Origin of the sequence: Bradyrhizobium sp. 141 (assembly GCF_023074055.1) — a bacterium.
Taxonomy (GTDB): domain Bacteria; phylum Pseudomonadota; class Alphaproteobacteria; order Rhizobiales; family Xanthobacteraceae; genus Bradyrhizobium.
The window spans coordinates 193,392-217,702 of record NZ_JADPKR010000002.1; the positions used below are offsets into that span (position 1 = coordinate 193,392).

22 protein-coding genes are annotated in these 24,311 nt (G+C 64.5%); 9 read left to right on the plus strand and 13 right to left on the minus strand.

What is annotated here, in order from left to right; genetic code table 11:
* Window positions 1-22: 22 nt before the first annotated feature.
* Window positions 23-397, minus strand: coding sequence for a hypothetical protein (locus IVA81_RS00900; protein ID WP_247310855.1), 375 nt, complete (start codon window positions 395-397; stop codon window positions 23-25).
* Between the two features lie 249 nt (window positions 398-646).
* Between IVA81_RS00900 and IVA81_RS00905 the strand changes: the two genes are divergently transcribed.
* Window positions 647-2,041: a peptidoglycan-binding protein gene (locus IVA81_RS00905; RefSeq protein WP_247310857.1), complete on the plus strand. Its 1,395-nt coding sequence runs from the start codon at window positions 647-649 to the stop codon at window positions 2,039-2,041.
* Between the two features lie 190 nt (window positions 2,042-2,231).
* On the opposite strand, the gene IVA81_RS00910 is transcribed toward IVA81_RS00905, so the two are convergent.
* From IVA81_RS00910 to IVA81_RS00930, 5 genes are read right to left on the minus strand one after another with little or no spacing between them, the layout of a single operon-like run.
* Window positions 2,232-2,954, minus strand: a complete 723-nt coding sequence (locus tag IVA81_RS00910) for an AprI/Inh family metalloprotease inhibitor (protein ID WP_247310861.1) — start codon at window positions 2,952-2,954, stop codon at window positions 2,232-2,234.
* On the minus strand, window positions 2,954-3,943 hold the full coding sequence (locus IVA81_RS00915) for a 2-hydroxyacid dehydrogenase (RefSeq protein WP_247310864.1): 990 nt from the start codon (window positions 3,941-3,943) through the stop codon (window positions 2,954-2,956). The genes IVA81_RS00910 and IVA81_RS00915 overlap by 1 nt, the downstream gene beginning before the upstream one ends.
* Window positions 3,943-4,761 carry an ABC transporter permease gene (locus tag IVA81_RS00920; RefSeq protein WP_247310867.1) on the minus strand — a complete coding sequence of 273 codons (819 nt, stop codon included), beginning with the start codon at window positions 4,759-4,761 and terminating at the stop codon, window positions 3,943-3,945. Before IVA81_RS00920 ends, IVA81_RS00915 begins: the two co-directional genes overlap by 1 nt.
* The gene (locus IVA81_RS00925) at window positions 4,758-5,573 is read right to left on the minus strand and encodes an ABC transporter ATP-binding protein (RefSeq protein ID WP_247310869.1); all 816 of its coding nucleotides are present in this window, start codon (window positions 5,571-5,573) and stop codon (window positions 4,758-4,760) included. Before IVA81_RS00925 ends, IVA81_RS00920 begins: the two co-directional genes overlap by 4 nt.
* 10 nt (window positions 5,574-5,583) lie before the next feature.
* The gene (locus IVA81_RS00930) at window positions 5,584-6,606 is read right to left on the minus strand and encodes an ABC transporter substrate-binding protein (RefSeq protein WP_247310872.1); all 1,023 of its coding nucleotides are present in this window, start codon (window positions 6,604-6,606) and stop codon (window positions 5,584-5,586) included.
* A gap of 152 nt (window positions 6,607-6,758) precedes the next feature.
* Here IVA81_RS00930 and IVA81_RS00935 point away from each other — a divergent pair, with 152 nt between their 5' ends.
* From IVA81_RS00935 to IVA81_RS00945, 3 genes are all read left to right on the plus strand, one after another.
* Window positions 6,759-7,565, plus strand: coding sequence for a creatininase family protein (locus tag IVA81_RS00935; protein ID WP_247310875.1), 807 nt, complete (start codon window positions 6,759-6,761; stop codon window positions 7,563-7,565).
* Window positions 7,566-7,705: 140 nt separating this feature from the next.
* Window positions 7,706-7,969 (plus strand): hypothetical protein, encoded by a 264-nt coding sequence (locus IVA81_RS00940; protein ID WP_247310877.1) that lies wholly within the window; start codon window positions 7,706-7,708, stop codon window positions 7,967-7,969.
* A 398-nt stretch (window positions 7,970-8,367) separates the two neighbouring features.
* Entirely contained in the window at window positions 8,368-10,338 is a 1,971-nt protein-coding gene (locus IVA81_RS00945) for a carbohydrate porin (RefSeq protein ID WP_247310880.1), read from the plus strand.
* A gap of 9 nt (window positions 10,339-10,347) precedes the next feature.
* Here the strand turns inward: IVA81_RS00945 and IVA81_RS00950 are convergent, their stop codons facing one another.
* Window positions 10,348-11,079 carry a sulfite exporter TauE/SafE family protein gene (locus tag IVA81_RS00950; protein ID WP_247310883.1) on the minus strand — a complete coding sequence of 244 codons (732 nt, stop codon included), beginning with the start codon at window positions 11,077-11,079 and terminating at the stop codon, window positions 10,348-10,350.
* Window positions 11,080-11,195: 116 nt separating this feature from the next.
* Entirely contained in the window at window positions 11,196-13,271 is a 2,076-nt protein-coding gene (locus IVA81_RS00955) for a HAMP domain-containing methyl-accepting chemotaxis protein (RefSeq protein ID WP_247310885.1), read from the minus strand.
* A gap of 242 nt (window positions 13,272-13,513) precedes the next feature.
* On the opposite strand from IVA81_RS00955, the gene IVA81_RS00960 reads away from it, so the two are divergent.
* Complete coding sequence (locus IVA81_RS00960) at window positions 13,514-14,809, plus strand: hemolysin family protein (RefSeq protein WP_247310888.1); 1,296 nt, start codon at window positions 13,514-13,516, stop codon at window positions 14,807-14,809.
* A 115-nt stretch (window positions 14,810-14,924) separates the two neighbouring features.
* On the opposite strand, the gene IVA81_RS00965 is transcribed toward IVA81_RS00960, so the two are convergent.
* The 3 genes from IVA81_RS00965 to IVA81_RS00975 all read right to left on the minus strand — a co-directional run bounded on the left by IVA81_RS00965 (window position 14,925) and on the right by IVA81_RS00975 (window position 18,105).
* A complete protein-coding gene (locus tag IVA81_RS00965) occupies window positions 14,925-15,164 on the minus strand; it encodes a PilZ domain-containing protein (protein WP_247310892.1) in 240 nt (79 codons plus the stop codon).
* Between the two features lie 90 nt (window positions 15,165-15,254).
* Entirely contained in the window at window positions 15,255-16,958 is a 1,704-nt protein-coding gene (locus IVA81_RS00970; RefSeq protein WP_247310895.1) for an FMN-binding glutamate synthase family protein, read from the minus strand.
* Between the two features lie 373 nt (window positions 16,959-17,331).
* Window positions 17,332-18,105: a ferredoxin--NADP reductase gene (locus tag IVA81_RS00975; RefSeq protein WP_247310898.1), complete on the minus strand. Its 774-nt coding sequence runs from the start codon at window positions 18,103-18,105 to the stop codon at window positions 17,332-17,334.
* A gap of 376 nt (window positions 18,106-18,481) precedes the next feature.
* Here IVA81_RS00975 and IVA81_RS00980 point away from each other — a divergent pair, with 376 nt between their 5' ends.
* Complete coding sequence (locus tag IVA81_RS00980; RefSeq protein WP_247311169.1) at window positions 18,482-19,294, plus strand: RimK-like protein; 813 nt, start codon at window positions 18,482-18,484, stop codon at window positions 19,292-19,294.
* Window positions 19,295-19,472: 178 nt separating this feature from the next.
* Here the strand turns inward: IVA81_RS00980 and IVA81_RS00985 are convergent, their stop codons facing one another.
* Both IVA81_RS00985 and IVA81_RS00990 read right to left on the minus strand, forming a co-directional pair.
* On the minus strand, window positions 19,473-20,429 hold the full coding sequence (locus tag IVA81_RS00985; protein ID WP_247310901.1) for an amino acid ABC transporter substrate-binding protein: 957 nt from the start codon (window positions 20,427-20,429) through the stop codon (window positions 19,473-19,475).
* A gap of 9 nt (window positions 20,430-20,438) precedes the next feature.
* Window positions 20,439-21,737 carry a dicarboxylate/amino acid:cation symporter gene (locus IVA81_RS00990; protein ID WP_247310904.1) on the minus strand — a complete coding sequence of 433 codons (1,299 nt, stop codon included), beginning with the start codon at window positions 21,735-21,737 and terminating at the stop codon, window positions 20,439-20,441.
* A 212-nt stretch (window positions 21,738-21,949) separates the two neighbouring features.
* On the opposite strand from IVA81_RS00990, the gene IVA81_RS00995 reads away from it, so the two are divergent.
* From IVA81_RS00995 to IVA81_RS01005, 3 genes are all read left to right on the plus strand, one after another.
* Complete coding sequence (locus IVA81_RS00995) at window positions 21,950-22,951, plus strand: NADP-dependent oxidoreductase (protein WP_247310906.1); 1,002 nt, start codon at window positions 21,950-21,952, stop codon at window positions 22,949-22,951.
* A gap of 156 nt (window positions 22,952-23,107) precedes the next feature.
* Window positions 23,108-23,959 (plus strand): cysteine rich repeat-containing protein, encoded by an 852-nt coding sequence (locus tag IVA81_RS01000; RefSeq protein ID WP_247310909.1) that lies wholly within the window; start codon window positions 23,108-23,110, stop codon window positions 23,957-23,959.
* 119 nt (window positions 23,960-24,078) lie between these two features.
* The gene (locus IVA81_RS01005) at window positions 24,079-24,294 is read left to right on the plus strand and encodes a hypothetical protein (RefSeq protein ID WP_247310912.1); all 216 of its coding nucleotides are present in this window, start codon (window positions 24,079-24,081) and stop codon (window positions 24,292-24,294) included.
* Window positions 24,295-24,311: the final 17 nt, after the last annotated feature.

The window sequence follows — 24,311 nt, forward strand, 5'->3', positions numbered from 1 at the left end:
GGGCCAGACAAATTGCCGGCTCTCAGGGCTCAACCCAGCGCAGCACGGCCTCGGCGGTATCGGCGGGCGTGGTGTTGAAGCAGATCGCGGCTCCCGGGGCGAGGCGATGGGCGAGGTTGAGCACCTTCTCGAACAGCACGAGGCGCTCCTTCGGCTCGCGCAGGCCGGCGCCGATCACGATGCAGTCGAAGCTCTCGTCGCGCAGCGCGGCCGCGACGCCGGCTTCCGCGGTCACGTCGAGATCGATCAGGCAGCTCGTGACCTCGAAGCCGAGATCGCGCAGGCGCAACAGCTGCGCCTCGATATAGTTGCGCACGAGGTCCGGCGTCAGTTGCGGGAATGCGCTATAGTCGGCGCTGCCGGGTTCGATGCCGATCGCGAGGATGCGCTTGGCCATGCAGGACTCCTTGCCGAACCGTCTCACCTCGCTAACGGACGGACGACGGCGCCGGTTCCCTGATGGGCGGCCCGCACCGCCTTCCCGGTGCCGCTGAGGATTTCCCATCCAGGTTGTAAGCCATTTCACATGCGCCGGACCGGCGACCTGCCAGATTTGCGGGAGATCATGCTGGCGTCACGCCCCGATCACGCCAGCCGGTTCACTTGGCTTGCACGAGATTCGATCATTTCATTTGCGGAGCGGAAAATGATTTCATTCGAGAGTTTGAAAGCCGAATATGAGCGGAACTGGGCCAGTCTCGAGATCCGGCCCGGGCGCCTCACTGAAGCGAATGCGGTGGCCCGCAAGGCCCTCAACGGCAAGGCGACCTATCAGCAGATCGAGCGGCTGACGGGCGTCCCCTGGCACTTCACTGCGCTCTGCCATTACCGCGAGTCCAATTTCGATTTCGACACCTATCTCGGCAACGGCGAGTCGCTGCATCGCGTGACCACCATCGTGCCGAAAGGGCGCGGCCCGTTTGCCACCTTCGTGGACGGCGCCGTGGACGCGTTCAGACTCGAGAACTTCATCGGCGCCCAGGATTGGGGCATCGCGCGGATGCTGTTCCGGCTCGAGGCGTTCAACGGCTTCGGCTATCACGCCAAGGGCGTCAACTCGCCCTATCTCTATGGCGGCTCGACATTGTACGGCCCGCCCGAGGCACGGGCCGGAAAATTCGTCCGCGACCATGTGTTCGACTCCAATCACGTCGATACCCAGCTCGGCACCGCGGCGATCCTGCATGCGATGATGTCGCTGGATTCCTCGATCGCGCTCGACGGCAGCCCGCAATTCGCCGGCCGCACCGAGCCGGAGGACGATGCGGCCTCGACGGTCATTCTCATGCAGCAGGCGCTCAACAAGCTCGGCGCCAATCCGCCGCTCGCCGAGGACGGTATCAGCGGTGCCAAGACCAGGGCCGCCGTCTCGCAATTCCAGCAACAGAACGGCTTGAGAGACACCGGGCTTCTCGACGCCGCCACGGTCGCCGCCATCACGCGCACGACGCAGCAGCCGGGCCCTGCCGGGCAGACGGCCGATCTGTCCCACGTCCTGACGCGACTGGAAGATCTGGCGCAAGTGCTGCGGCCGGCCGCCGGCGGCACGACGCTGCCGGCGACGATCCCGCCCAAACCCTTGCCTGCCACGACCAACGATCCGATCAACCTGTTCGAACGGCTGTTCTCGCTCATCAACAAGACGGCGCCGATGCCGGGACCGGTCACGCCAGCCACCCCCGCCCCCGTCGACCAGTTGAAACAGGTTGTCGATCTGCTCAGCACATTGCTCAACAAGGACAGCAAGCCGGTGCTCGGCCAGGTCAACGGCGCGCTCGGCGAGACCATCGGCAAGATGCTGAACGGCAAGAAGACCGCGCTCGGTATCGGCGGCTCGGTGCTCACTGCGCTGCTCTCCTCAGTGACGGCGAGCCCCAATGCGGGAGGACTTGCCGGACTGCTCGGAACAGTCGTGTCGGCGGTGCCGGGCCTCGGCCAGTTCGCGATGCCGATCTCGCTGGCACTCGCGGCCTGGGGCGCGCTGGGCAAGATGGAGAAATGGGCGCAAGGCACCGCGCCGCCGCCGAAGGTGACGACGTAACGCGAATGGCCGAGGCTCGGGTGCCTCTCCGGGAGCAGGTGCGCTCCCTCCCCCGCTTGCGGGGGAGGGTTGGGGGGAGGGTGTCTCGACAATGAACCATCCCCAAGAGGAAGAAAGCCCTCACCCGGCGCTTCGCGCCGACCTCTCCCGCCAGCGGGAGAGGTTGCACCGAGCCCGCATCTGCCAGCGCCTACTGACGCAGCATGATCAGGGGATCGGCGGTATCGGGGACGCGCCGCCACTGCGCGTTGTCGTCGGCCTCGAACTGCCAGGCATCGCCTGATTTCGACATCAGGATGATCTGGCCGCGCTCGAGCCGCCATTGCGTCGGGTTGAACTGCGCGATGGCCGCGTCGCATTTCGGCTTGAGAAAGACCTGGAAATTGTCGGGGCTCGCCTCGGTATTGGTCAGCGTCAGCCCGCAGATCGGCTGGCCGTTGCCGCGCACCATCGACCAGTCGCCGATCATCTGGTCCATCGACTTGGCCATCGAGCGGGCGGCGGCGAGATCCTGCAGGATGTAGACGCCCTCGCCCTGGCGCAGGCCTTCGAAGATGCCGGCCTCCACCTCGGTGAAGTCGATCACGGCTTCACCGGTTGCGTCCTGCAAGCGGACGATGTCGAGGCCCCTGACGTTCCAGGCGACGATATCCTTGGTGAAAGGCAGCGCGGTCTTGCAGGCGGGCTCAAGCTCCAGCTTAAAACCCTGGCCTGCGGCGTCGCCCTTGAGGGTGACGACGCAGGTCTTGCTGCGCTCGGTGGTCGAGAGCTCCCATTGCCCGGGCATCGATTTCTTCAGGCTCGTCGCATCCTGCGCGTGCACGATGCCGATCGCGGCCAAGTAGGCCGCGACGACGCCGATCGCGGCCAAAGAGGCCGCGACGGCGGATGCAACGCCCCGAAGAGCTCTCATCAGCGCCCCTTGAATGGCGTTTCAGCAACCGGCGTCAACGGCGCCTTGCCGGCGAACCATGACTTGAGGTTGTCGACCACGAGCTGGTCCATGGCGTTGCGCGTCACCACCGAGGCCGAGCCGATATGCGGCAGCAGCACGACGTTCTGCATGGTCTTGAGCTCGTCCGGCACGGTCGGCTCGGCCGCGAACACGTCGAGGCCGGCGGCCAGGATGGTGCCTGATTTGAGCGCCTGCACCAGCGCGGGCTCGTCGACCACCGAACCGCGCGCCACGTTGATCAGCACGCCGCGCGGGCCGAGCGCCTTCAGCACCTCGGCATTGATCATCTTGTTCGTGCTGGCGCCGCCGGGCACGATCACCATGAGCGTATCCACCGCCTTCGCCATCTCGATCAGATCAGGATAGTGCTCGTAGGAGACGTCCTTGGACGGGTTGCGCGAGTGATAGACCACCGGCACCAGCGAGGCGTCGAGCCGGCGCGCGATGGCCTGGCCGATCCGGCCCATGCCGACGATGCCGACCTTGCGGTCGCGCAGCGAGCCGACGCTGAGCGGATAATTCTGCGTCTGCCAGAGCCCGGAGCGAACGTAGCGGTCGGCCTTGACGAACTCGCGCAAGGTGGAGATCAGAAGGCCCATCGCGACGTCGGCGACCTCCTCGGTCAGCACGTCGGGCGTGTTGGTGACGATGATGTTGTGCTCGGCCGCGTATTTGGCGTCGATGTGGTCGTAGCCGACGCCGAAGCTCGCCACCATCTCGATCTTGGGCAGCTGCGACAGCGAATTCTTGTCGGCACGGACGGTGTGATAGGTCACGGCGACGCCGCGGATTTTTTCGCGGATCGCCGGCGTCAATCGCTCGAGGTCACCGCGCGTCTCGGCCTTGTGCACGACGAAATGGTCGGAAAACCCGTTCTCGAGGATCGGCCGCACCGGCCCATAGATCAGAAGGTCGATCTTTTCGGACGAAATCGAACCGGTAGACATCAGCTTTCCTTTCCAAGCGCGCTCTCATGCCAGCGCCGTAAAACGAGGTGGGAAACTAGCGCCAGCACCCCATAGATGACAATCCCGGCCAGCGACAACAGCAGCAGCGCTGCGAACATGCGGGGTATGTTCAATCGATAGCCCGACTCGGCGATCCGGTAGGCAAGCCCGGAGCCGGCGCCAGCCGTTCCCGCCGCGATCTCGGCCACGACCGCGCCGATCAGCGACAGGCCGCCGGCAATGCGCAAGCCCCCGAGGATGTAGGGCAACGCCGCCGGCAGCTTCAGGAAACGCAGCGTTTGCCGTGGCGAGGCGCCATAGAGCTGGAACAGGCCGGCGAGGTTGCGATCGACCGAATTGAGGCCCAGCGTGGTGTTGGACAGCACCGGGAAGAAGGCGACGATGAAGGCGCAGACCACGACCGCGGTCTGCTGTTCCAGGTAGATCAGGAGCAGCGGCGCGATCGCAATCACCGGCGTCACCTGCAGCACGATTGCATAGGGAAATAGCGAGTATTCCACCCATTTCGACTGGTTGAACAGCAGCGCCAGCGCGATGCCGCCGACGCTGGCCGCGGCGAAACCTTCGAGCGTGGTCAACAGCGTGGTCGCGAGCGATTGTGACAGCACCGCCCAGTCCTTGATCAGCGTCAGAATGATGACGGACGGGGCCGGCAGCACGTAGGGCGGGATCTCCTTGAAGCGGACCACCAGTTCCCAGGCGAGGAGGCCCGCCGCGAACACAATGACGGGCAGCACCAAGCGCAGCGCGCCTTGTGCGCCGGACGGTTTCGCGGTGACCATCGCTTGCGCGTTCATAGCGTCGACTGTTCCGCATAGGACGGCGCCAGCGCCGCCGACACTTTCCGGCAATAATCGGAATAGGCGGCGGAGGTACGAAACGTCTCGCCGCGCGGCTCGACCGTCTCGATGCGGATGTCGGCCTGAATGCGGCCTGGCCGCGCCGTCATCACCACCACGCGCTGCGACAGATAGACCGATTCGAACACCGAATGGGTGACGAAGATGACGGTCTTGCCAAGGCTGCGCCACAGCGCGAGCAGATCGTTGTTGAGACGGAAGCGCGTGATCTCGTCGAGCGCCGCGAACGGCTCGTCCATCAGCAGGATATCGGGATCGGTGACGAGTGCGCGCGCCAGCGACACCCGCATCTTCATGCCGCCGGAGAGCTCGCGCGGAAACGCATCGGCGAAATCGGCGAGCCCGACGCTGGCCAGCGCCGCGTCGGCACGTGCACACGCCTCTGTCTTCGGAACGCGCCCAAGCCGCAACGGCAGCCGCACGTTCTCGCGCACGCTGGCCCAGGGCATCAGGGTCGGCTCCTGAAACACGAAGCCGATGCCGTGCCCCGGCTGCGGGACGCCCTCACGGCGCGCCACGCGCACGCTGCCCGATGAGGGCGCGCTGAGCTCTGCGATGATGCGCAGCACCGTCGACTTGCCGCAACCGGAGGGGCCCAGCAGCGAGATGAACTCGCCCTTGCGGACAGTGAGGTCGAACGGACCGAGCGCCATGACGCCATTGTCATAGGTCTTCGTCACGCCGCGCAGGCTGACGGCGAGCGCGGTCAGGCTGGCCTCGACGGTGGATGAGATTTGGGCAGCGGACATTGACCGTGGGTTACGGCTTGCTCGGGCGCAGCTCGACGCCGACGCCCTTGTTGACGAAGCGCAGCGTGTAGGATTTGCGGAAGTCGAGATCCGCCTTGACGACGCCGGCCTTGACCATCTTGTTGAAGAAGGAGGCGTAGCGCTCGTCGCTCATCGCGCCGATGCCGTTCTTCAAGCTGTCGCCGGAATCGACGATGCCGTGCTCCTTCATCTTGGCGACGGAATAGGCGAGCAGATCGTCGGTCATCTCAGGATTGAGCTTCTTGATCATGGCGTTGCCGGCTGAATTGTCGCGGTAGATGTAGTTGTACCAGCCGACCATGGAGGCATCGACGAAGCGCTGGACGAGATCGGACTTCTTCTCGACGATGTCGCGGCGGGTCTCGATCAGGGTCGAATAGGTGTTGAAGCCGTAATCGGCGAGCAGCAGCACGTTCGGCTTGAAGCCGGCGGCCTTCTCGACCGCGAAGGGCTCGGAGGTGACGTAGCCCTGCATGGCGCTCTTGGGATTGGCGATGAAAGGCTGCGGATTGAAATTATAGGGGCGGACGTTCTTCTCGCTGAAACCATATTCGGACTTCAGCCATTGGAAGTAGCTGCCCATACCCTCCTTGGAGACGAACAGCGTCAGCGGCTTGAGGTCCTCGATCTTGCCGGCCTTGGCATCCGGCTGCGTCAGCATCACCTGCGGATCCTTCTGGAAGATCGCGGCGATGGTCACGACGGGGACGTTGTTGGCGACCGCATCGAACGACATCAGCGTGTTCGCGGCCATGAAGAAATCGATCTTGCCGGCGATCAGCAGCATCCGGTTGTTCTCATTGGGCCCGCCGGGGACGATGGTGACGTCGAGCCCGTATTTTTTGTAGGTGCCGTCGGCGACGGCCTGAAAGAAGCCGCCATGCTCGGCCTCGGCGACCCAGTTGGTGCCGAAGGTGACCTTGTCCAGCGTCTCGGCGCGCGCCGGGGCGCCGGAGACGAAAGCGGCCATCAGGCCCGCCGTGAGCGCTCGCCGCAGATGAAAGGGGGTCATAATGGCACTCCGTCGATCGCTTCCGGCCAATCGCGTCTGGCTCATGTGAACACAACGCGTTAAAACCGCATGACATCAGGGGACGCGAGCCGGCCGGGCCCGCATCCCCTGATAACCCAAATTACGTGACAAATTCGGGCAAAGAAACCTTGATGACGCCGTCCCGCGACTGGACCGAGATCCGCTGGGCCGATGCGCCCCCTGCGGAGATGTCCCGCTGGATCGCGGTGCTGCCGCTGGCGGCGACCGAGCAGCACGGCCCGCATCTGCCTGTGACAACCGACGTGCTGATCGCGGACGCCTATCTGGCGCGGGTGCGCGAGCTGTTACCGGAGAACGTTCCAGCGACGTTCCTTCCCGTTGAGCCGGTCGGGATTTCCACCGAGCATATCGACTATCCCGGTACGCAGACGCTGCCGACTGCCGTCGCGCTGAAGCGATGGACTGATATCGGCGAGGATGTCGCGCGACGCGGCGTGAAGAAGCTCGTCATCATCACCAGCCATGGCGGCAACAGCGCCGCCATGATGTTGATCGCGCAGGATTTGCGCGCGCATCAGAAACTGTTCGTGGTGACGACGTCCTGGTCGCGGCTGTCGGGCGCTGACAAATTGTTCCCGGCCGACGAAGTGCGACACGGCATTCATGGCGGCGCGATCGAGACCTCGATCATGCTGGCGCGCTATCCCGATCAGGTGCGTAAAGCTGCAATCGCGGATTTTCCCGCGAGCAGCATCGCGATGGAAAAGCAGTATCGCTGGCTGTCGACGCAGCGGCCCGCACCGTTTGCCTGGCAGGCGCAGGATCTGAACGCCAGCGGGGCGATCGGCAACGCGACGCTGGCCGTCGCGGAGAAGGGCGAGCGGTTGATTGATCAGGGCGCGAGCGCCTTCTGCGAGTTACTCGCCGAAGTCGATAACTTCGACGTGAACAGGCTCGCCAAGGGCCCCCTCGGCTAGCTCATATCCATTTGAAATTGTTTAGGAAAAACCCTCACTCCGGGAGCGGCCCTGCCGCATTCGAACCGGACTCGAGCAGCCTCCGTCAAACTGGGCACGCGGGCCACAACGGACCGCCTCAACCCCGGATGGAGTTTCACATGTCGATCAAGACCAAGATTGCCGCAGTCGCTCTCGCTGCCCTCGCCGTCACCGGCAGCATCGTGTCCACCACGTCCTCGGCCGAAGCCAAGCAGCCCGGTTGGGTCTGGGGTGTCGGTGCCGGTATCGCCACCGCCGCCGTCGTCGGCTCCGCGATCGCCGCCAGCAACGACCCCTATTACAACGGCTATCACCGCTGCGGCTGGGTCGCCCAGTACAACGCCTTCGGCCAGTACGTCGGCCGCGTTCGTACTTGCTACTGATTTAGGTACCTGAGGCCGATCTCACGTGGATCCTGCGTCCGACACGGGCGCCTCATCCACCCCGTGTCGTGCCCCCGACCCCGCCCGGCTGTCCCCCCGGGCGGGGTCATTCATTTTGGCCCTGGGAATTTGTTGCAGTCTCGTCACACAGGGGTGCGAACCATCTTCTGCGACACTGCGCATCAGTTGCTATTGCGAATTAATCGCAATAAGGTTTGCAACAGGTTCAGGAACCTGGGACGAAGTCGCGTCGAGCCGAGATCATCTCGGCTGATCGCGCGGGTACCGGAACCTGATGACAGGGGCGCCGCGAATCTGCAGGGATAGCGCGGCGGATGGGACGGATTCGCGTTTTGGGGGCGTACGTTTTGGCGTTGAGAGGTCACAGACACCGGTGCTTGCGAACGGCTGCGGCGATTGCCACAGGCGTGCTGGCTCTTCCCGTCACAGGCACCGCGGCCGATCTGCCGCTGAAGGCGCCGGCGCTGAGAGCGGTCTATGACTGGACCGGGCTCTATATCGGCGCGCATGCCGGCTATGGCCACGGCTCGTCGCACTTCGCGCTGAACGACGGCACCGCAATTGGCGACAGCGGCGTCTTCAGCGGCATGATCGGCGGCGTGCAGGCCGGCTACAATTACCGGCTCAACTCCGGCTGGCTGATCGGCGTCGAAGGCGATTTCTCGTTTCCCAACTACATCACCTCCAATTCGATCGTCTCCTTCCTGGCAACGCCCGCCAACACCGTCACGCAGCAATGGGACTACACCGCGAGCGTGCGCGGCCGCGTCGGCTACACCAGCGGTCCGTGGCTGGTCTACGCCACCGGCGGCTTTGCCTGGATGGGCGAGCGCTATTTCGACACGCCGGCCTCCGGCGCCGAAATCCCGAAGATCCTGAACACGCGGCCCGGCTGGATCGCGGGCGCCGGCGTCGAATATGGCTTCGCGCCGCATTGGAGCGCACGGCTCGAATATCTCTACAGCCGCTTCGACGGCGCCAATGTCGCCTTCTCCACGGGCGCCCAATACACCTCCTCGTCGCTCGACTTCCAGCAGGTCAGGCTCGGCCTCAACCGCAAGGTCGATTGGCCGGGCATGCCGAGTTACAATCCGAAGAGCTCTTTGATCGACACGGAATCCGATCGCTGGGAGATCCACGGCCAGAGCACCTATCTGCCACAAGGCTATCCGTCGTTCCCCGCGCTCTATACCGGACCGAACTCGCTCTCGCCGTCGCGGCAGGCCAAGGCGACCTGGAGCAACAGCCTGTTCCTGAACGCACGGCTCTGGGACGGCGGCGAGGTCTATTACAATCCCGAGCTGCTGCAGGGATTTGGATTGAACGACACGGTCGGCGCGGCCGGCTTCCCGAACGGCGAAGCGCAGAAGTCGAACTTCCCCTATCCGCATTACAACACCTCGCGCCTGTTCGTGCGCCAGACGTTTGGATTTGGCGGCGAGCAGGAGGAGCTCGCGAGCGGCCAGCTGCAGCTGGGACAGAAGGTCGACGTGTCCCGCCTCACCGTGCAGGCCGGCAAGTTCGCGGTGGTCGACGTGTTCGACGGCAACGCCTACGCCAAGGACACCCGCAGGGATTTCATGAACTGGTCGATCTGGGCGCCGGGGGCCTTCGACTATTCCGCCGACAAGGTCGGCCTCACCTACGGCGTCACCGCCGAGCTCAATCAGAAGCAATGGGCGCTGCGCGGCGGCTATTTCCTGATGGTCTCCGAGTCCAACTCGAATCATTTCGACACCAGGGTCGGGGAGCGCGGCCAGTACGTGCTCGAGCTCGAGACGCGCTTCTCGCTGTTCGGCCAGCCCGGCAAGCTCAGGACCATGGGCTGGCTCGACAGCGCCAATATGGGCAGCTTCCGCGAGACGCTGAACAATCCCGCGCTCAATCTCGACATCGCGCAGACCCGGCGCGGCCGCGTGAAGTATGGCTATGTGCTCAACCTCGAGCAGGCGATCACGGACGATGTCGGCCTGTTCGGCCGCTGGAGCTGGAACGACGGCCATTTCGAAACGCTGGCCTTCACCGACATTCATCGGAGTCTGTCCGCGGGATTGTCGATCAAGGGCACGAAATGGGGCCGGCCCGACGACGTGATCGGCATCGGCGGCGCGATCAACGCGATTTCACAGGACTACCGGGACTTCCTCGCCGCCGGCGGCCTCGGCGTGCTGGTCGGCGACGGTGCGCTCAACTACCGCAAGGAACGCATCCTCGAAACCTATTACGCCTATGCGCTGAACAAGAACCTCACGCTCACCGCCGACTACCAGCTGATCGTCAACCCCGCCTACAACGCCGACCGCGGACCGGTGTCGGTGTTCTCAGGACGGCTACACGGCGAGTTCTGAGCGCGGGGCTCAGAACAAGAGCGCGCCCCCCGAGACGAACAGCAGCGCCAGCACGATCTTGCGGAACGCGGCCTCGTCGATCCGGCCGAACAGTTTCAGTCCCAGCCACGTTCCGGCAAACAGGAACGGCAGGCCGAGCGCGAACAGTTTCGCCGTGTCGAGTGTAAGCGATCCATTGGCACCGAGCCAGAGCGCCGCCATAGCGAATACCACGACCGCGACCGGCTGGAACGTGGCACGCTGCGCGTCCTTGGGCAGGCCCCGTAGATTGCACCAGATGGTGACGACGATGCCGGCAAGGCCGGTCAGCCCGCCGAGCAGGCCGTTGACGAAACCGACCGTCATGTCAGCGGCCGCCGGCACGACGGCCGCGAGCTTGGGCTGCGGCCGGAAGAATGCGTACAGGCTATAGGCGATCAGAATAGCTCCAACCACGATGCGGACACTCTTCGGATCAGCCCAGGTTAGAAGCGATACCCCACTCGGCACGCCGATGACTGCACCGATGATGAAAGGCCACAGCCGGCGCCAGTCGAGCACAGCGCGCAGCTTCCAGACCGAGTAACCCTGCACGAGAAGGCCGAAGCCGACGATCAGACTGGCGCTCTGAACAGGCGTCAGCACGTAAAGCCAAAGCGATGCCGCGACGAGGCCGAAGGCGAAGCCGGAGAGGCCGGCGATGAACGCGCCGGCGAAGGTGGCCAGCAGGAAAAGCGGAAGCTCGATTGCGATCCCGTCCATTGCTCGCTCCATAGATCAGCGAGCAGCGCTTGCGTGGGATCACCACTTCACGGGGAGGCTGCGACACCCCCGAGCTGAAAACCTAGGTGAAGCTGCCTCCCTGTACAATGAGCTTGTTACGCCGCCCGGATCGCGTCGAGGAATTTTCCGACTTCGACCTTGAGACGGCTGCTCTCGCCGGACAGTGACCTGGCGGACGCGAGCACGTTGGAAGATGCCGATCCGGTCTGGCTGGCGCCGCGCTGCACGTCGACGATGCTGGCGGAGACCTGCTGGGTGCCGCGTGCCGCCTGCTGCACATTGCGGGAGATCTCCCGCGTCGCGGCGCCCTGCTCCTCGACCGCCGCCGCGATTGCGGAAGCGATCTCGGACATGCGGCTGATGGTGTCGCCGATCGCCTTGATGGCGCCGACGGATTCTTCCGTCGCGGTCTGGATCCCCGAGATCTGCTGGCTGATCTCGCCGGTGGCCTTGGCGGTCTGCTCGGCCAGCGCCTTGACCTCGGAGGCGACGACGGCGAAGCCCCGTCCGGCTTCGCCGGCGCGCGCCGCCTCGATGGTGGCGTTGAGCGCCAGAAGATTGGTCTGGCCCGCGATCTGGCTGATGAGCTCGACCACGTCCCCGATACGGCCGGCGGCCTTGGCGAGCTCGCCGACATGGTCGTTGGTCCGCCCTGCCTGCTGCACCGCTTCGCCGGCAATGCGCGCGGAGTCCTGCACCTGCCGGCTGATCTCGTCGACCGACGAGGCCATCTCCTCGGCCGCCGCGGCGACGGTCTGCACGTTGGTGGAAGCCTGTTCGGAGGCGGCCGCGACGGTCGCGGTGACCTTTTCCGATTGATCGGCCGTACTCGTCAGCGTTCCCGCGGACACTTCGAGCTCGGACGACGCCGATGACACCGTGTTGATCACGTCGCCGATCATGGCTTCGAACTCGCGCGCGATCTGGTCCATGCGCTGGCTGCGCCGGAGCTTCGCGTCGGCCTCGATTGCCGCCGCCTCGTCGGCTTCCTTCTTGGCGAGCAGTGAATCCTTGAAGTGCTGCAGCGAGCCCGCCACCTGGCCGATCTCGTCATTGCGCCCCGTCGCGGGGATGTCGACCTCGTGCTGTCCGGCGGCGAGCGTTGCGATCACGTCCGCGATCCGGCCGAGCGGTGCCACCACGCGGCTGCGCAGCATCATGGTCACGCCAGCGAGCGTGCCGAGCAGCGCCAACACGACGGCGCCGGCGAGCGCGAGCATTGCCAGCGCGCCATCGCGCGCAGCCGAGGCGCGCTCGGCCGCTTCGGCCAGCGCGGCATCGCGCACGCCGTAGAACATCTGGATCGCGGGAACGATGACCTTCGCGAGGTTGTCGGCATCGGAGCTATACTTACCGTCACTCCGGGCTGCGGGGATTTCCTTGTCCACGGCAACCGCGGCATTTCCAAAATAGGATTCCGTTGCCGCCTTCAGCGCGGTCGCTATGCGGGCCGGATTTCCGAGTTGGTCGATGCCGGCCTCGATACGCTCGCGGTCGGCTTCCACGCGACCTTGCATGCGATCCATCAACGACAATTCGGCTGCCGTGAGCGGGCGGCGTGCGGACAGCGCCGGGGACAGCGTGGCAGCACGGCTGCCGGCGGCAACCCGCAGATCCTGCGCGGTCCGCGCCAGGCTCAACAGTGCCGCAAGCGAGGAATCCGCATTGATGACCTTCGCTTCGAGCCGGTTCATGACAGGTTCTATATTGGCGAGGACCTCGGCAACACCGGGCAGGAAGCCCTTGATCGCGGCGCTGTCGCGTGCCGCCAGAGCAAGGCCCATTGCACGATCGGCCGCCGCGGTGATCTCCTTCAGCCGCCGTGCGGCGCGATCGAGATTTTCACTGATTGCTGCGCCGTCATCCAGCACCACGATGGCGTGCTTTGCGGCCTCAAAGCCGGCTTCGGCAGCTTTCGCGGCCTTTGCGGCAGCTTCGAGCTGAGCCTGGGTCGCAGCGGCTTCCTGGAAGATCGGGCCGATGTAGGGAGCGCGAAGACTTGCGACGTGCTGGCTGGCCATCAGCGTCGCACCGAAAGCGTCGACGGTCTTGATCGCGTCGGAGCGGTTCGTGAAGATGCGCGTCTGGGGTACCAGCACCTCGGCGCCGAGGATGACCGCAAAGACCGTCACCGTCAGCATCGACAGCGCGAAAAGCTTCCCGATCCGCATCTTGGATCCCCCGAATTCATTTCTGCAATGTCGAAAACCTAACCGCCGGCCACTAAGAGCCCGTTAAACATGGAGTCCCGTAGTTCCACGGACGCACGCGCGAGCTCGTCGGACTACCCCATTCGACCCGCGCAGTTCCCGCGGGCGCCAATTGCGGCAGAATTGACGGCATTTCCTCGCCGAATACCTATATCAAGGCAGGTGCCGTCCATCCGGCCACACTCCCTTACCTCGGAACGTCAATGCTCTCGGTCGAACTCGCCATCGTCGTCGTCCTGATCGTCATCAATGGCCTCTTGTCCATGTCCGAGCTGGCCGTGGTCTCGTCCCGTCCGGCCCGGCTGTCGCTGCTCGCCGCCAAGGGCGTGCGCGGAGCCGAGCGGGCGCTGATTCTCGCGGCCGATCCCGGCAAATTCCTCTCGACGGTGCAGATCGGCATCACGCTGGTCGGGGTGCTCTCCGGCGCATTCTCGGGCGCGACGCTCGGACAGCGGCTGACGCAGTGGCTGCTTGAGCTCGGGCTGTCCCCCGGCATTGCCGACATCGTCGGCGTCGGCCTTGTCGTCACGCTCATCACCTACGCCACCCTGATCGTCGGCGAGCTGGTGCCTAAACAAGTGGCGTTGCGCGATCCCGAGAGCATTGCGGTGAGAGTTGCGCCGGCCATGCACGTGCTTGCGAAGGTCTCGCTGCCACTGGTCTTCCTGCTCGATCTCTCCGGCAGACTGATCCTCACGCTGCTCGGCCGCGGCGGCAAGTCCGAGGAGAAGGTCTCGGAGGACGAGATCCATCACCTCGTCAGCGAGGCCGAGAGCGCAGGCGTGCTCGAGCCCGGCGAAAAGGAGATGATCGCCGGCGTGATGCGGCTCGGCGACCGGCCGGTGGGCGCGGTCATGACGCCGCGCACGGAGGTCGACGAGATCGACCTGAACGACGATTTGGCCGTCATCCAGGAGATCATCGCCAAGAGCCCGCACTCGCGGTTTCCCGTCTCCGATGGCGACCGCGACAAGCCAATCGGCGTGGTCCAGGCCAAGGACCTGCTGGTCGCCTATATGAACGAACGCACGCCGGACCTGCGCGCGCTGGTGCGCGAGGCGCCCGGCATCCCGGCGTCGGCAGACGCGCGCGACGTGCTGACCATCCTGAAAACTGCTCCGGTTCACATCGGCTTCGTCTACGACGAATACGGTGGCTTCGAAGGTATGGTGACGGCCGCCGACATCCTCGAGTCGATCGTCGGCGCCTTCCATTCGGAAGCGGGACCGCCGGAGCCGGCCTATGTCAGGCGCGCAGACGATTCGCTGCTGATCTCCGGCTGGATGCCGGTCGACGAATTCGGCGAGTTGCTCGGCGTCGAATTGCCGCCGCACCGCTACAACACGGTGGCGGGCCTGGTGCTGCAACAGTTCAGCGCGCTGCCTGACACTGGCGACGCCTTCGACTTCGGCGGCTGGCATATCGAGGTGATCGATCTCGATGGCCGAAGGATCGACAAGATCTTGGCGAGCCGGTTGAACGAGGTCGAGACGGGGTAAATCGAGCGGCGGGGCGAACCCCAATCTGAGCTGTCCGTCCCGGACAAGCGCACCCTAAGCGCGCGCCGATCCGGGACGACGGCGGAGAATGCAGCGTCAGGCCGAAACCCACCCCTCACCCGAACTTCACCCCGATCCGCTTCTCCTTGCGCCAGACCACTGTGCAGGACAGATGCGTTCCGTCGGCCTGGAGCAGCAAGGTGAAATGGTCGGGGATGCCGACCGGGCTGGTGACGTCGAGCGCGGCACCGGTGTCGGACAGGTTGCGGACGGTGCAGTCGATCGCGCCGCCGCCGAACTCAATCGTTCCGGCTTTCAGCACGCGATGCCTTGCCTTGTCGCGCCGGTCGTCCATGGGCACAATCTACACCCAAAGTTGAAGCAAGCGTTAAAAGCAGCCCCGCTCGCGGTGAATTTTACCCGTCGGGGCCAGCCGTCGCGAAGCTCACAGCGCCGGTTGGAACGTGTCGGCCTGCGCCATCCGCCAGGCGTCGCGAAAGCGCGGGTCTTCCGTGCCTTCAAGCAGCTCGCCCGGACGCAGCACCGGATAGAGCTGCGCGAAGGATTGCACCTGGGTCGTCGAGGTCCGTTGGCTGAAATGGATCGGGCGCAGCTGCTGCGGATGTTCGAGGCCGGCGGCGGCAATCAGCTCGGTCAGCGAATGCAGCGTCGCGTGGTGATAATTGTGCACGCGGTCGATCTTGAGCGGAACGTAGAGCGCACGCGCACGCGTCGGGTCCTGGGTCGCGACGCCGGTCGGGCAACGATCGGTGTGGCAGCTCAGCGACTGGATGCAGCCGAGCGAGAACATGAAGCCGCGCGCCGAGTTGCAATAGTCAGCGCCGATCGCCATCGCCCGGGCCATGTCGAAGGCGGTGGCGATCTTGCCGGAGGCACCGATCTTGATGCGGTCGCGCGCATTGATGCCGATCAGCGCGTTGTGGACGAAATTGACGCCCTCGCGCATCGGCATGCCCAGATGGTCCATGAACTCCAGCGGCGCCGCGCCGGTGCCGCCCTCATTGCCGTCGACGACGATGAAATCAGGATAGATGCCGGTCTGAAGCATCGCCTTGCAGATCGCCAGGAATTCCCAGGGATGGCCGATGCACAGCTTGAAGCCGGTCGGCTTGCCGCCGGAGAGGCGGCGCATCTCGGCGATGAACTGCATCATGCCAACAGGCGTGGAGAAGACGCGATGCGAGGCCGGCGAGATGCAGTCCTCGCCCATCGCGACGCCGCGGATCTTGGAGATCTCCTCCGAGACTTTCGCGGCCGGCAACACGCCGCCATGGCCGGGCTTGGCACCCTGGCTGACCTTGAGCTCGACCATCTTGATCTGGTCGTCGCCGGCAACGCGCGCGAACGCTTCGGGATCGAAGGTGCCGTCGAGATGGCGGCAGCCGAAATAGCCGGAGCCGATCTCCCAGATGATGTCGCCGCCCATCTCGCGATGATAGGGGCTGACGCCGCCCTCGCCGGTGTCATGCGCGAAGCCGCCCTTCTTTGCGCCGGCATTGAGTGCCCGCACGGCGTTGGGGCTGAGCGCGCCAAAGCTCATCGCGGAGATGTTGAACACCGAGGCCGAATAAGGCTTCTTGCAGTCGGGGCCGCCGATGCCGATGCGGAACTTCTCCGCCGCATGCGTCTTCGGCGAGACCGAGTGATGCATCCACTCATAGCCCTCGCGGTAGACGTCTTCCTGGGTGCCGAACGGACGCTTGTCGAGCTCCATCTTGGCGCGCTGATAGACCACCGCGCGGGTGTCGCGCGAGAACGGCATGCCGTCCTTCTCGCTCTCGAAGAAATATTGCCGCATCTCGGGGCGGATCTCTTCGAGCAGGAAGCGGATATGCGCGGAAATCGGATAGTTGCGCAGCACCGCGTGGCTCTTCTGCAGGAGATCGCGGACGCCGAGCAGCGTCAGCGCGCCGAAAATCAGGATCGGGACCAGCAGGATGTCGAAGATCTTGCGGTCGGCGATGCCGATGCCGATCAACAGCGCGGTGACGACCGCGCAGATCGTCAACACGATGAAGCGCGGCGAGAATGGCAGCAGCAGGGTTTCCATGATCCCCTCTTCCGCCAGCGGCAGGCGCTTGGGGGATGAGTGTTGGGAGGATTCCTGCGTCTTGTTGTCGTCGGCCACGATTCCCGATCCTCTCGCCAGCATGAGGCCGTACGATACGCCTTCGCCTGTCATACGGATATGACGCGGCCCTTGTTTCAGGCTAGCGAATTTGGCCGAGGCAAATCAATCAGCCCGATGGGCGGGGTGCGGTGCAGCAAAGGGGCGGGGCGGGAGCCTGCAGTTGCCGCAAAACGAGCTGTCGTCCCGGGCAAGCGTCAACGCAGACCCGGGACCCACAAACAAAGGATTTTGGGGCTGGGAGGCTGTCACTCCAAGTCATCGCATAACCACGGCCTGTGGCTATGGGCCCGGATCGGCGCTCCGCTTCGCTGCGCTTGTCCGGGACGACGAGTTGAGTGTGGCGCGCGATCACGCCATTCTTCAACCGAGCCTACCGCTCGACGAAGGCCTTCTCGATCACGAAATGACCGGGCTTGTTGCCGCTTCCCTCGATGAAGTCGCGGCCTTCGAACATCACCTTCAGCTCTTCCAGCATCGCCGGGCTGCCGCACATCATGACGCGATCGGTCGCGATGTCGAGCGGGCCTTGGCCGATGTCGTTGAAGATCTGCTCGGAGTTGATGAGGTCGGTGATGCGGCCGCGATTCTTGAACGGCTCGCGGGTCACGGTCGGGTAGTAAATCAGCTTGTCCGCGAGCAGCTCGCCGAACAGCTCGTCCTCGTGCAAGGAAGCCACGAGCTTCTCGCCATAGGCGAGCTCGGAGACCTGGCGGCAGCCGTGCACCAGCACGATGGATTCGAACTGGTCGTAGACTTCGGGATCCTTGATCAGGCTCGCGAAGGGCGCGAGGCCCGTCCCGGTCGAGAGCAGCATCAGCCGCTTGCCGGGCAGGAGATTGTCGGTGATCAGCGTGCCGGTCGCCTTGCGGCCGACCAGGATGGTGTCGCCTTCCTTGATCTTCTGCAGGCGCGAGGTCAGCGGGCCGTCCTGCACCTTGATCGAGAAGAACTCGAGCTCTTCCTCGTGGTTGGCGCTTGCCATGCTGTAGGCGCGCAGCAGCGGACGGCCGTCGATCTCGAGGCCGATCATGGCGAACTGGCCGTTCTGGAAGCGGAAGCCGGTATCGCGCGTGGCGCGGAAGCTGAACAGCGTGTCGGTCCAGTGCTGAACGGAAAGAACCTTCTCTCGGTAAAACGCGCTCATGATTTTCGATATTCCGAATAATTGCGGTTTTAGGGCAAAAGCGTTGCCCGGCCCTGAAACGGGGCGGACACCATTGCCATGGCGGAGGATTTCGCGTGTGTGATCTACGCCATTGAGGCCAATAATCAACCTCGTTTCGGATGCAATTGACGCTGATCAAACGGCATTTGCGGCGGAATTGGCCGCATTATTAATGAATCTGCTGCCTGGCATGCGGAGAGGGCAATTTCTTTTCCCGCCAAGGCTCGATTGCAGCACTTAATTTCCGTCGCGCTCGCGAGAATTTCATTAAGAATAGCTCTGATTTTCCGCGCGATTGGCGCCGTTGCCCGCGTTTTTGCGGCTTTCGGCGACAGGAACAGACATGGCAGGCGACTTGGCAAGCGGCGAGCGAATCTTCGTTCAGGCAATCAGGCGCTATTGCGCGGACCACGGCATCGCCGTCGATGTCCGCGCCGGCGGCTGGCTGATCGCGATGCGCCGGGGCCCAACGCGCCATTTCGCCTTCGGCTACGACATCGGCCTCAACAGCGCCATCGCGCACCGCCTCGCCAACGACAAATCCGCTACGGCCGAAGCGCTGACGCTTGAGGGCGTGCCGTGCGTTCCCCATCACCTCTTCCTCAACCCGAAGCTCGGCAAGAATGTTGTTGGCCCCACCTGGCGCGACGCAATGCTCGAGCTGCTCCACGACCATCCGCAAGGCGTGGTGGTGAAGCCGAACGAGGGCACATCGGGGCGCTCGGTGTTCAAGGCGACGACCGAGGCGGAACTCGACCACGCCGCCCGCGAGGTGTTCTCGATGAGCACGGGGCTCGTGATCTCGCCCTATCTGGCGATCGAGGACGAGGTCCGTGTCGTGCTGCTCGATGATGTGCCTCTCGTCGTCTACAGCAAGCATCGCGGCACGGATTGGCGGCATAATCTCGATGCCGGCGCAAAGCCGGTGCTGCTGGAGGACGGCCAGGCTCGCGCGGCCTGCGTCCAGCTCGCCATCGATGCGGCGAGCGCCATCGGCATCGCCTTTGCGTCAATTGATTTGGTGCGCGCCGACGGCAAGTGGCGCGTGCTGGAAATCAATTCCGGCGTGATGATGGAGGCGCTGGGCAAGCTGCATCCGGAGCTGGTGCAAGCGGCGTATGACGCGGCGCTGGACCGGGTGTTTGGGGGTACGTATCCCGAGCGCTGATCTATCCCCGTCACCCTGAGGCGCTCGCCTCTTTGGCGAGCCTCGAAGGGCGACGGCCCGGCTGCTGCAGCACGGCCGTTCATCCTTCGAGGCTCGACCCGCGATGCGTTCGCATCGCGGGCCTCGCACCTCAGGATGACGGAATTTACACTGGTACTCCTTCGACAAAGAGCGTCTTCTAATTATTCGCGCTGGCGGAATCGTCCATCGCCTTGAACGCCTCTTCCAGCTGCAGCGAGATCGGCACGTTCAGGCGTTCGCCGGTCGGAAGCCTCGCGGTGAACCATTTATTGTAGAGTGGGACGAGGTCGCGGTTGGAGCCGAGCTTGCGGAAGGCACGCTCGACCACGGCGGACAATTGCGGCTCGCCTTTCCTGAACATGATGCCATAGGGATCGTAGGACAAATAATCGCCGGTGACGCGGAACTTGTCCTGCGCCTTGTGGCGCGCGATCAGGCCGGAGAGCAGGATGTCATCGGTCGCGAACGCGTCGGCCTTGCCCTCGGCGACCATCTGGTACGACTGCTCGTGATCGCTCGCGGTGACGATGTTGAGGCCGAGCGAGAACTTCTTGTCGGCCGTATGCATCGCCTGCTCGTTGGTGGTGCCCTTGGTCACCACCACGGTCTTGCCCTTGAGATCGGTGACCCCTGCGACGTTCGACGCCTTCGGCACCATCAGCTTGGTGCCGGCGACGAACATCAAGGGCGAGAAGGCGACGCGCTTGCCGCGCTCGGCATTGGCCGTGGTCGAGCCGCATTCCAGGTCGATCTTGTTCTGGAGGACGGCGTCGATGCGGTCGTCCGAGGTGACCTTGACGTAGTCGATCTTGAGATTGGGATCGTCGACCTCGACGCCGATCTCCTCGACGATCGCCTCGCAGAGCTCGAGGCTGTAGCCGATCGGGCGGCCCGACTGATCGAGGAAGGAGAACGGCGGCGAGCTCTCGCGGTAGCCGAGCCGCACGGTGTGCGCCGTCTTGACGGCCGACAGCGTCGGGCTGAGCCCTTCGCCGCCAGTCTGGGCGAACGCCGCCGTCGCGAACAACGACGTCGCCAACAAAGAGGTCGCGAGCAACGAGACCGCCAGCCACAGGCGGCTTGAGGTCAGCGACCTCGCCAATATCTGGCCCATGGTTCACTCCTACCCATGGCCGGCCATCGCGGGCACTTCGCCCGGCACCATGCCATCAGGCACGACGTCACTGGGGCCGAGCGCGTGCTCGGGCCCGAGCTCGCCTTCCCATTTGGCCACGACCGATGTCGCAAGCGTGTTGCCGATCACGTTGGTGGCGCTGCGGCCCATGTCGAGGAAGGTGTCGATGCCCATGATCATCAAGAGGCCCGCCTCGGGGATGTTGAACTGCGCCAAGGTCGAGGCGATCACGACGAGGGAGGCACGCGGCACGCCGGCGACGCCCTTGGAGGTGATCATCAGCGTCGCCAGCATCGCGAGCTGGGTGCCGAGCGGCATGTCGATGTGATAGCTCTGCGCGATGAAGACGGCCGCAAAGGTGCAGTACATCATCGTGCCGTCGAGGTTGAAGGAATAGCCGAGCGGCAGCACGAAGCTCGAGATCCGCGACGAGGCGCCGAAGCGGTTGAGCGCCTCCAGCGTCTTCGGATAGGCCGCCTCCGAGCTCGCGGTCGAGAACGCTATCATCAGCGGTTCGCGGACCAGCTTCAGGAGATGGCTGTAGCGTGGCCCGATCACGATGAAGCCGACGATGACCAGGATCGTCCACAGGATCGCCAGCGAGAGATAGAAGCCGCCCATGAAGACGACGAGCTTCCAGAGCACCAGCAGGCCGTTCTTGGCGACCGTCGCGGTGATGGCGGCCCACACGGCGAGCGGCGCGAACAGCATTACATAGCTCGTCACCTTGAGCATGATGTGGCCGATATCGTCGATCAGCGCCAGGATCGGCTTGGACCGCTCGGGCATTGCACCCATCGCCACCGAGAAGAACACGGCGAAGATCACGATCTGGAGGATTTCGTTCTGCGCCATCGCATCCGCGATCGAGGTCGGGATCAAATGGGTCAGGAATTTCTCGATCGAGAAGGCCGAGACCGGCAGGCCGGTCGATTGGCCCGCCTGGGGCAGCGTGCCCGGGAAGTTCGCGCCGGGCTGCAGCAGGTTGACCATCACGAGGCCGAGCAGCAGCGAGACGAAGGAGGCGCTGACGAACCAGCCCATGGTCTTGGCGAAGATGCGGCCGAGCTTGGAGCCCGAACCCATATGGGCGATGCCACCGACCAGGGTCGCGAACACCAGCGGCGCAATGATCATCTTGATCAGGCGCAGGAACATCATGGCGATCAGGTTGATGGAGGAGGCCCAGTCGGCGCGCGTGTCGGGCAGGAAGTTGTAGATCGCCGACCCCATGACGATGCCGAGCACCATCGCCGCCAGAATGTATTGCGTAAACCTGTTGGACATCATTGACCCCCACGTACACCGGCGCTTCATGATGTCGCAGATATTACAGCGACGCAACACGCTTTGCGTGTGACCGCGTTTTCAGGATGTTCCCGTTGTGAAATGGAACGCCGCGATCTAGCCTTCATGCAGCGCACAACGCATGCGGCCTGCACGTTTTGCTTGCGGCGGCTGCATCAATAATCGTCAAGACAATCAAAGAGGGAAACGCCATGAGCGGCAACATCAATCGCCAAATTCTGCTGGTCGAAAAGCCCAGCGGCAAGCTCGGCCCCGAGCATTTCAAGATGGTGGAGAGCGCAACCCCGGAGCCAAAAGACGGCGAGGCCCTGCTGCGCGTGCGATACATCTCACTCGACGCCGCCAATCGCGCCTGGATGCACGGCGCGACCTACCGCTCGGCGGTCGAGGCGAACAGCGTGATGGCCGGCGGCGCCATTGCCGAGGTCGTCAGCTCTAGGGACGAGGGGCTTGCGGCAGGCGACATCGTGTTCGGCGACACCGGCTGGCAGGAATTTGCCGCGGTGGCCGCCAAGCATCTCACCAAGATGCCGAAGCTCGAGCCGATGACGCATCTGCTCAGCGTGTTCGGCATCGCCGGCCTCACCGCCTATTTCGGCCTGCTGGAGATCGGCAAGCCGAAAGAAGGCGAGACGGTCGTGGTCTCCGCGGCCGCGGGCTCGGTCGGCTCGATCGTCGGACAGATCGCCAAGATCAAGGGATGCCGCGTGATCGGCATCGCCGGCGGCGCGGACAAGTGCAACTGGCTGACCTCCGAGCTCGGCTTCGATGCCGCCGTGGACTACAAGGACGGCGCGGTCTTCAAGGCGCTGCGCGCCGCTGCCCCGGGGGGCATCGACGTCTATTTCGACAATGTCGGCGGCGACATTCTCGAAGCCTGCCTGCCGCAGATGAACAATTACGGCCGCATCGCCTGCTGCGGCGCGATCTCGCAATATGACGGCGCGCCCGCGGCGCACGGACCGCGCGGCGTGCCGGGACTGATCGTGGTGAAGCGGCTCGTCGTGCAGGGCTTCATCGTGATGGATTATATGAAGGAGAGCCCGCGCGCGCTCGCCGATCTCCAGGCCTGGGTCAAATCCGGCAAGCTGAAGGTGCAGGAAGACATCATCGACGGATTGCAGAACACGCCACAGGCGCTGATCGGATTGCTCGCGGGCGAGAACCGCGGCAAGCGCATGATCAGGCTCTGACGACGTCGGCACGTCGTATCCGCGCCGGCATAATTGACTTGCGGCAGCAGCCGAAGCGGCCAATGATATCGCTCGCGAGGCATCACTCGCGACGACTGCGATTGCGCGACTTTGATTGATCGTCAAAAGATATCGACAGGGCAGGAATTCATCCAGATGTTCAACACGTTGAAACAAGTCTCAGCGCGCACGGCGTTGCTGGCGGCAGCGCTGTTCGCAACTGCAGCACCCGCATTTGCGCAAGCGCCGACCGAGGCGCAGAAGGGCGCGATCCGGTCAGCATGCCGGTCGGACTTCATGGCGCACTGCGCGAGCGTCACGCCCGGCGGCGTGGAGGCGTATCAATGCCTGAAGACGAACATGTCGAGCCTGTCAGCGGGATGCCAGACCGCGGTTCGTGCCGTCGAGCCCGCTGCGGCTCCGAAGACCGAAGCCGCTCCCGCCGCGCCAAAGACTGAAGCGGCGCCCAAGGTCGAAACGACGCCCGCTGCGCCGAAGGCTGATGCCGCCCCCGCGGCAAAACCGGCCGCCGCACCAGCGCCGAAGGCTGCGGCCGCCAAGCAACCCAGCAGCGCGCAGGTTGCCGCGGTCAAAAGCGCATGCCGCGCCGACTATCCCAAGGTGTGCGCCGGCGTGCCGCCGGGCGGCGCCCCCGCGCTTGAATGCCTGGAGAAAAACAAGGCCAAGGTCTCGCCCGCCTGCGAGAAGGCCGTGAGCGCCGCAACCGGCGGCGGCGCGGCAGCAACGGCCGCGCCCGCGGGTGCGGCTCCCGCTGCAGCGGCTCCCGCGGCGGCAGCGCCGACGGCCGCACCGGCCGTGATCGTTTTGCGCCCCTTGCTGCCGCGCGAAGAGCTGTTCATCGTGAGGTCGGCCTGCGGCGCCGACATCCGCTCGCTCTGCGCCGGCGTCGCGCCCGGCGGCGGCCGCATCATTCAATGCATCTCCAACAGGGCCGCCTCGCTGTCGCCCGCGTGCAAGGACGTGCTCGCTCCGTTCGCGGCGCGATGATGCGGTTCGCTTTCGCGCGTCAATGATTGGCGGCGTGCGGTGAATGAATTTCCGCACGCCTGCAACGACAAATCTATTGCAGATAGCCGATTTCGATCACGACAAGCCGGGAGGACAACATGCGTTCATTGCTGCTCGTTGCTTCTGCACTCCTCGCCTTCGGAGCAACCATGACGTTCGAGGCCACCGATGCCAATGCGGTGGTGTGCGCCCGCGGGGTCTATCGCGCCGGTTGCGCCGGGCGGAACGCGGCCGTCGTTGTCCGCAAGCCGGTTCCGGTGGTCCGCTGCACCCGGGTGCTGGTCAACGGCGTCTACGTGAAGCGCTGCGTCTGAACGGGGCGGATGGCCAA

What these genes read in the sequence shown, in the direction of transcription:
- IVA81_RS00900 (WP_247310855.1), bottom strand. Translation starts at nt 397, where the DNA reads ATGGCCAAGCGCATCCTCGCGATCGGCATCGAACCCGGCAGCGCCGAC.
- IVA81_RS00960 (WP_247310888.1), top strand. Translation starts at nt 13,514, where the DNA reads ATGCTCTCGGTCGAACTCGCCATCGTCGTCGTCCTGATCGTCATCAAT.
- IVA81_RS00920 (WP_247310867.1), bottom strand. Translation starts at nt 4,761, where the DNA reads ATGAACGCGCAAGCGATGGTCACCGCGAAACCGTCCGGCGCACAAGGC.
- IVA81_RS00985 (WP_247310901.1), bottom strand. Translation starts at nt 20,429, where the DNA reads ATGGGCCAGATATTGGCGAGGTCGCTGACCTCAAGCCGCCTGTGGCTG.
- IVA81_RS00940 (WP_247310877.1), top strand. Translation starts at nt 7,706, where the DNA reads ATGTCGATCAAGACCAAGATTGCCGCAGTCGCTCTCGCTGCCCTCGCC.
- IVA81_RS00935 (WP_247310875.1), top strand. Translation starts at nt 6,759, where the DNA reads ATGACGCCGTCCCGCGACTGGACCGAGATCCGCTGGGCCGATGCGCCC.
- IVA81_RS00955 (WP_247310885.1), bottom strand. Translation starts at nt 13,271, where the DNA reads ATGCGGATCGGGAAGCTTTTCGCGCTGTCGATGCTGACGGTGACGGTC.
- IVA81_RS00975 (WP_247310898.1), bottom strand. Translation starts at nt 18,105, where the DNA reads ATGAGCGCGTTTTACCGAGAGAAGGTTCTTTCCGTTCAGCACTGGACC.
- IVA81_RS00930 (WP_247310872.1), bottom strand. Translation starts at nt 6,606, where the DNA reads ATGACCCCCTTTCATCTGCGGCGAGCGCTCACGGCGGGCCTGATGGCC.
- IVA81_RS01000 (WP_247310909.1), top strand. Translation starts at nt 23,108, where the DNA reads ATGTTCAACACGTTGAAACAAGTCTCAGCGCGCACGGCGTTGCTGGCG.
- IVA81_RS01005 (WP_247310912.1), top strand. Translation starts at nt 24,079, where the DNA reads ATGCGTTCATTGCTGCTCGTTGCTTCTGCACTCCTCGCCTTCGGAGCA.
- IVA81_RS00950 (WP_247310883.1), bottom strand. Translation starts at nt 11,079, where the DNA reads ATGGACGGGATCGCAATCGAGCTTCCGCTTTTCCTGCTGGCCACCTTC.
- IVA81_RS00915 (WP_247310864.1), bottom strand. Translation starts at nt 3,943, where the DNA reads ATGTCTACCGGTTCGATTTCGTCCGAAAAGATCGACCTTCTGATCTAT.
- IVA81_RS00925 (WP_247310869.1), bottom strand. Translation starts at nt 5,573, where the DNA reads ATGTCCGCTGCCCAAATCTCATCCACCGTCGAGGCCAGCCTGACCGCG.
- IVA81_RS00910 (WP_247310861.1), bottom strand. Translation starts at nt 2,954, where the DNA reads ATGAGAGCTCTTCGGGGCGTTGCATCCGCCGTCGCGGCCTCTTTGGCC.
- IVA81_RS00990 (WP_247310904.1), bottom strand. Translation starts at nt 21,737, where the DNA reads ATGTCCAACAGGTTTACGCAATACATTCTGGCGGCGATGGTGCTCGGC.
- IVA81_RS00995 (WP_247310906.1), top strand. Translation starts at nt 21,950, where the DNA reads ATGAGCGGCAACATCAATCGCCAAATTCTGCTGGTCGAAAAGCCCAGC.
- IVA81_RS00905 (WP_247310857.1), top strand. Translation starts at nt 647, where the DNA reads ATGATTTCATTCGAGAGTTTGAAAGCCGAATATGAGCGGAACTGGGCC.
- IVA81_RS00965 (WP_247310892.1), bottom strand. Translation starts at nt 15,164, where the DNA reads ATGGACGACCGGCGCGACAAGGCAAGGCATCGCGTGCTGAAAGCCGGA.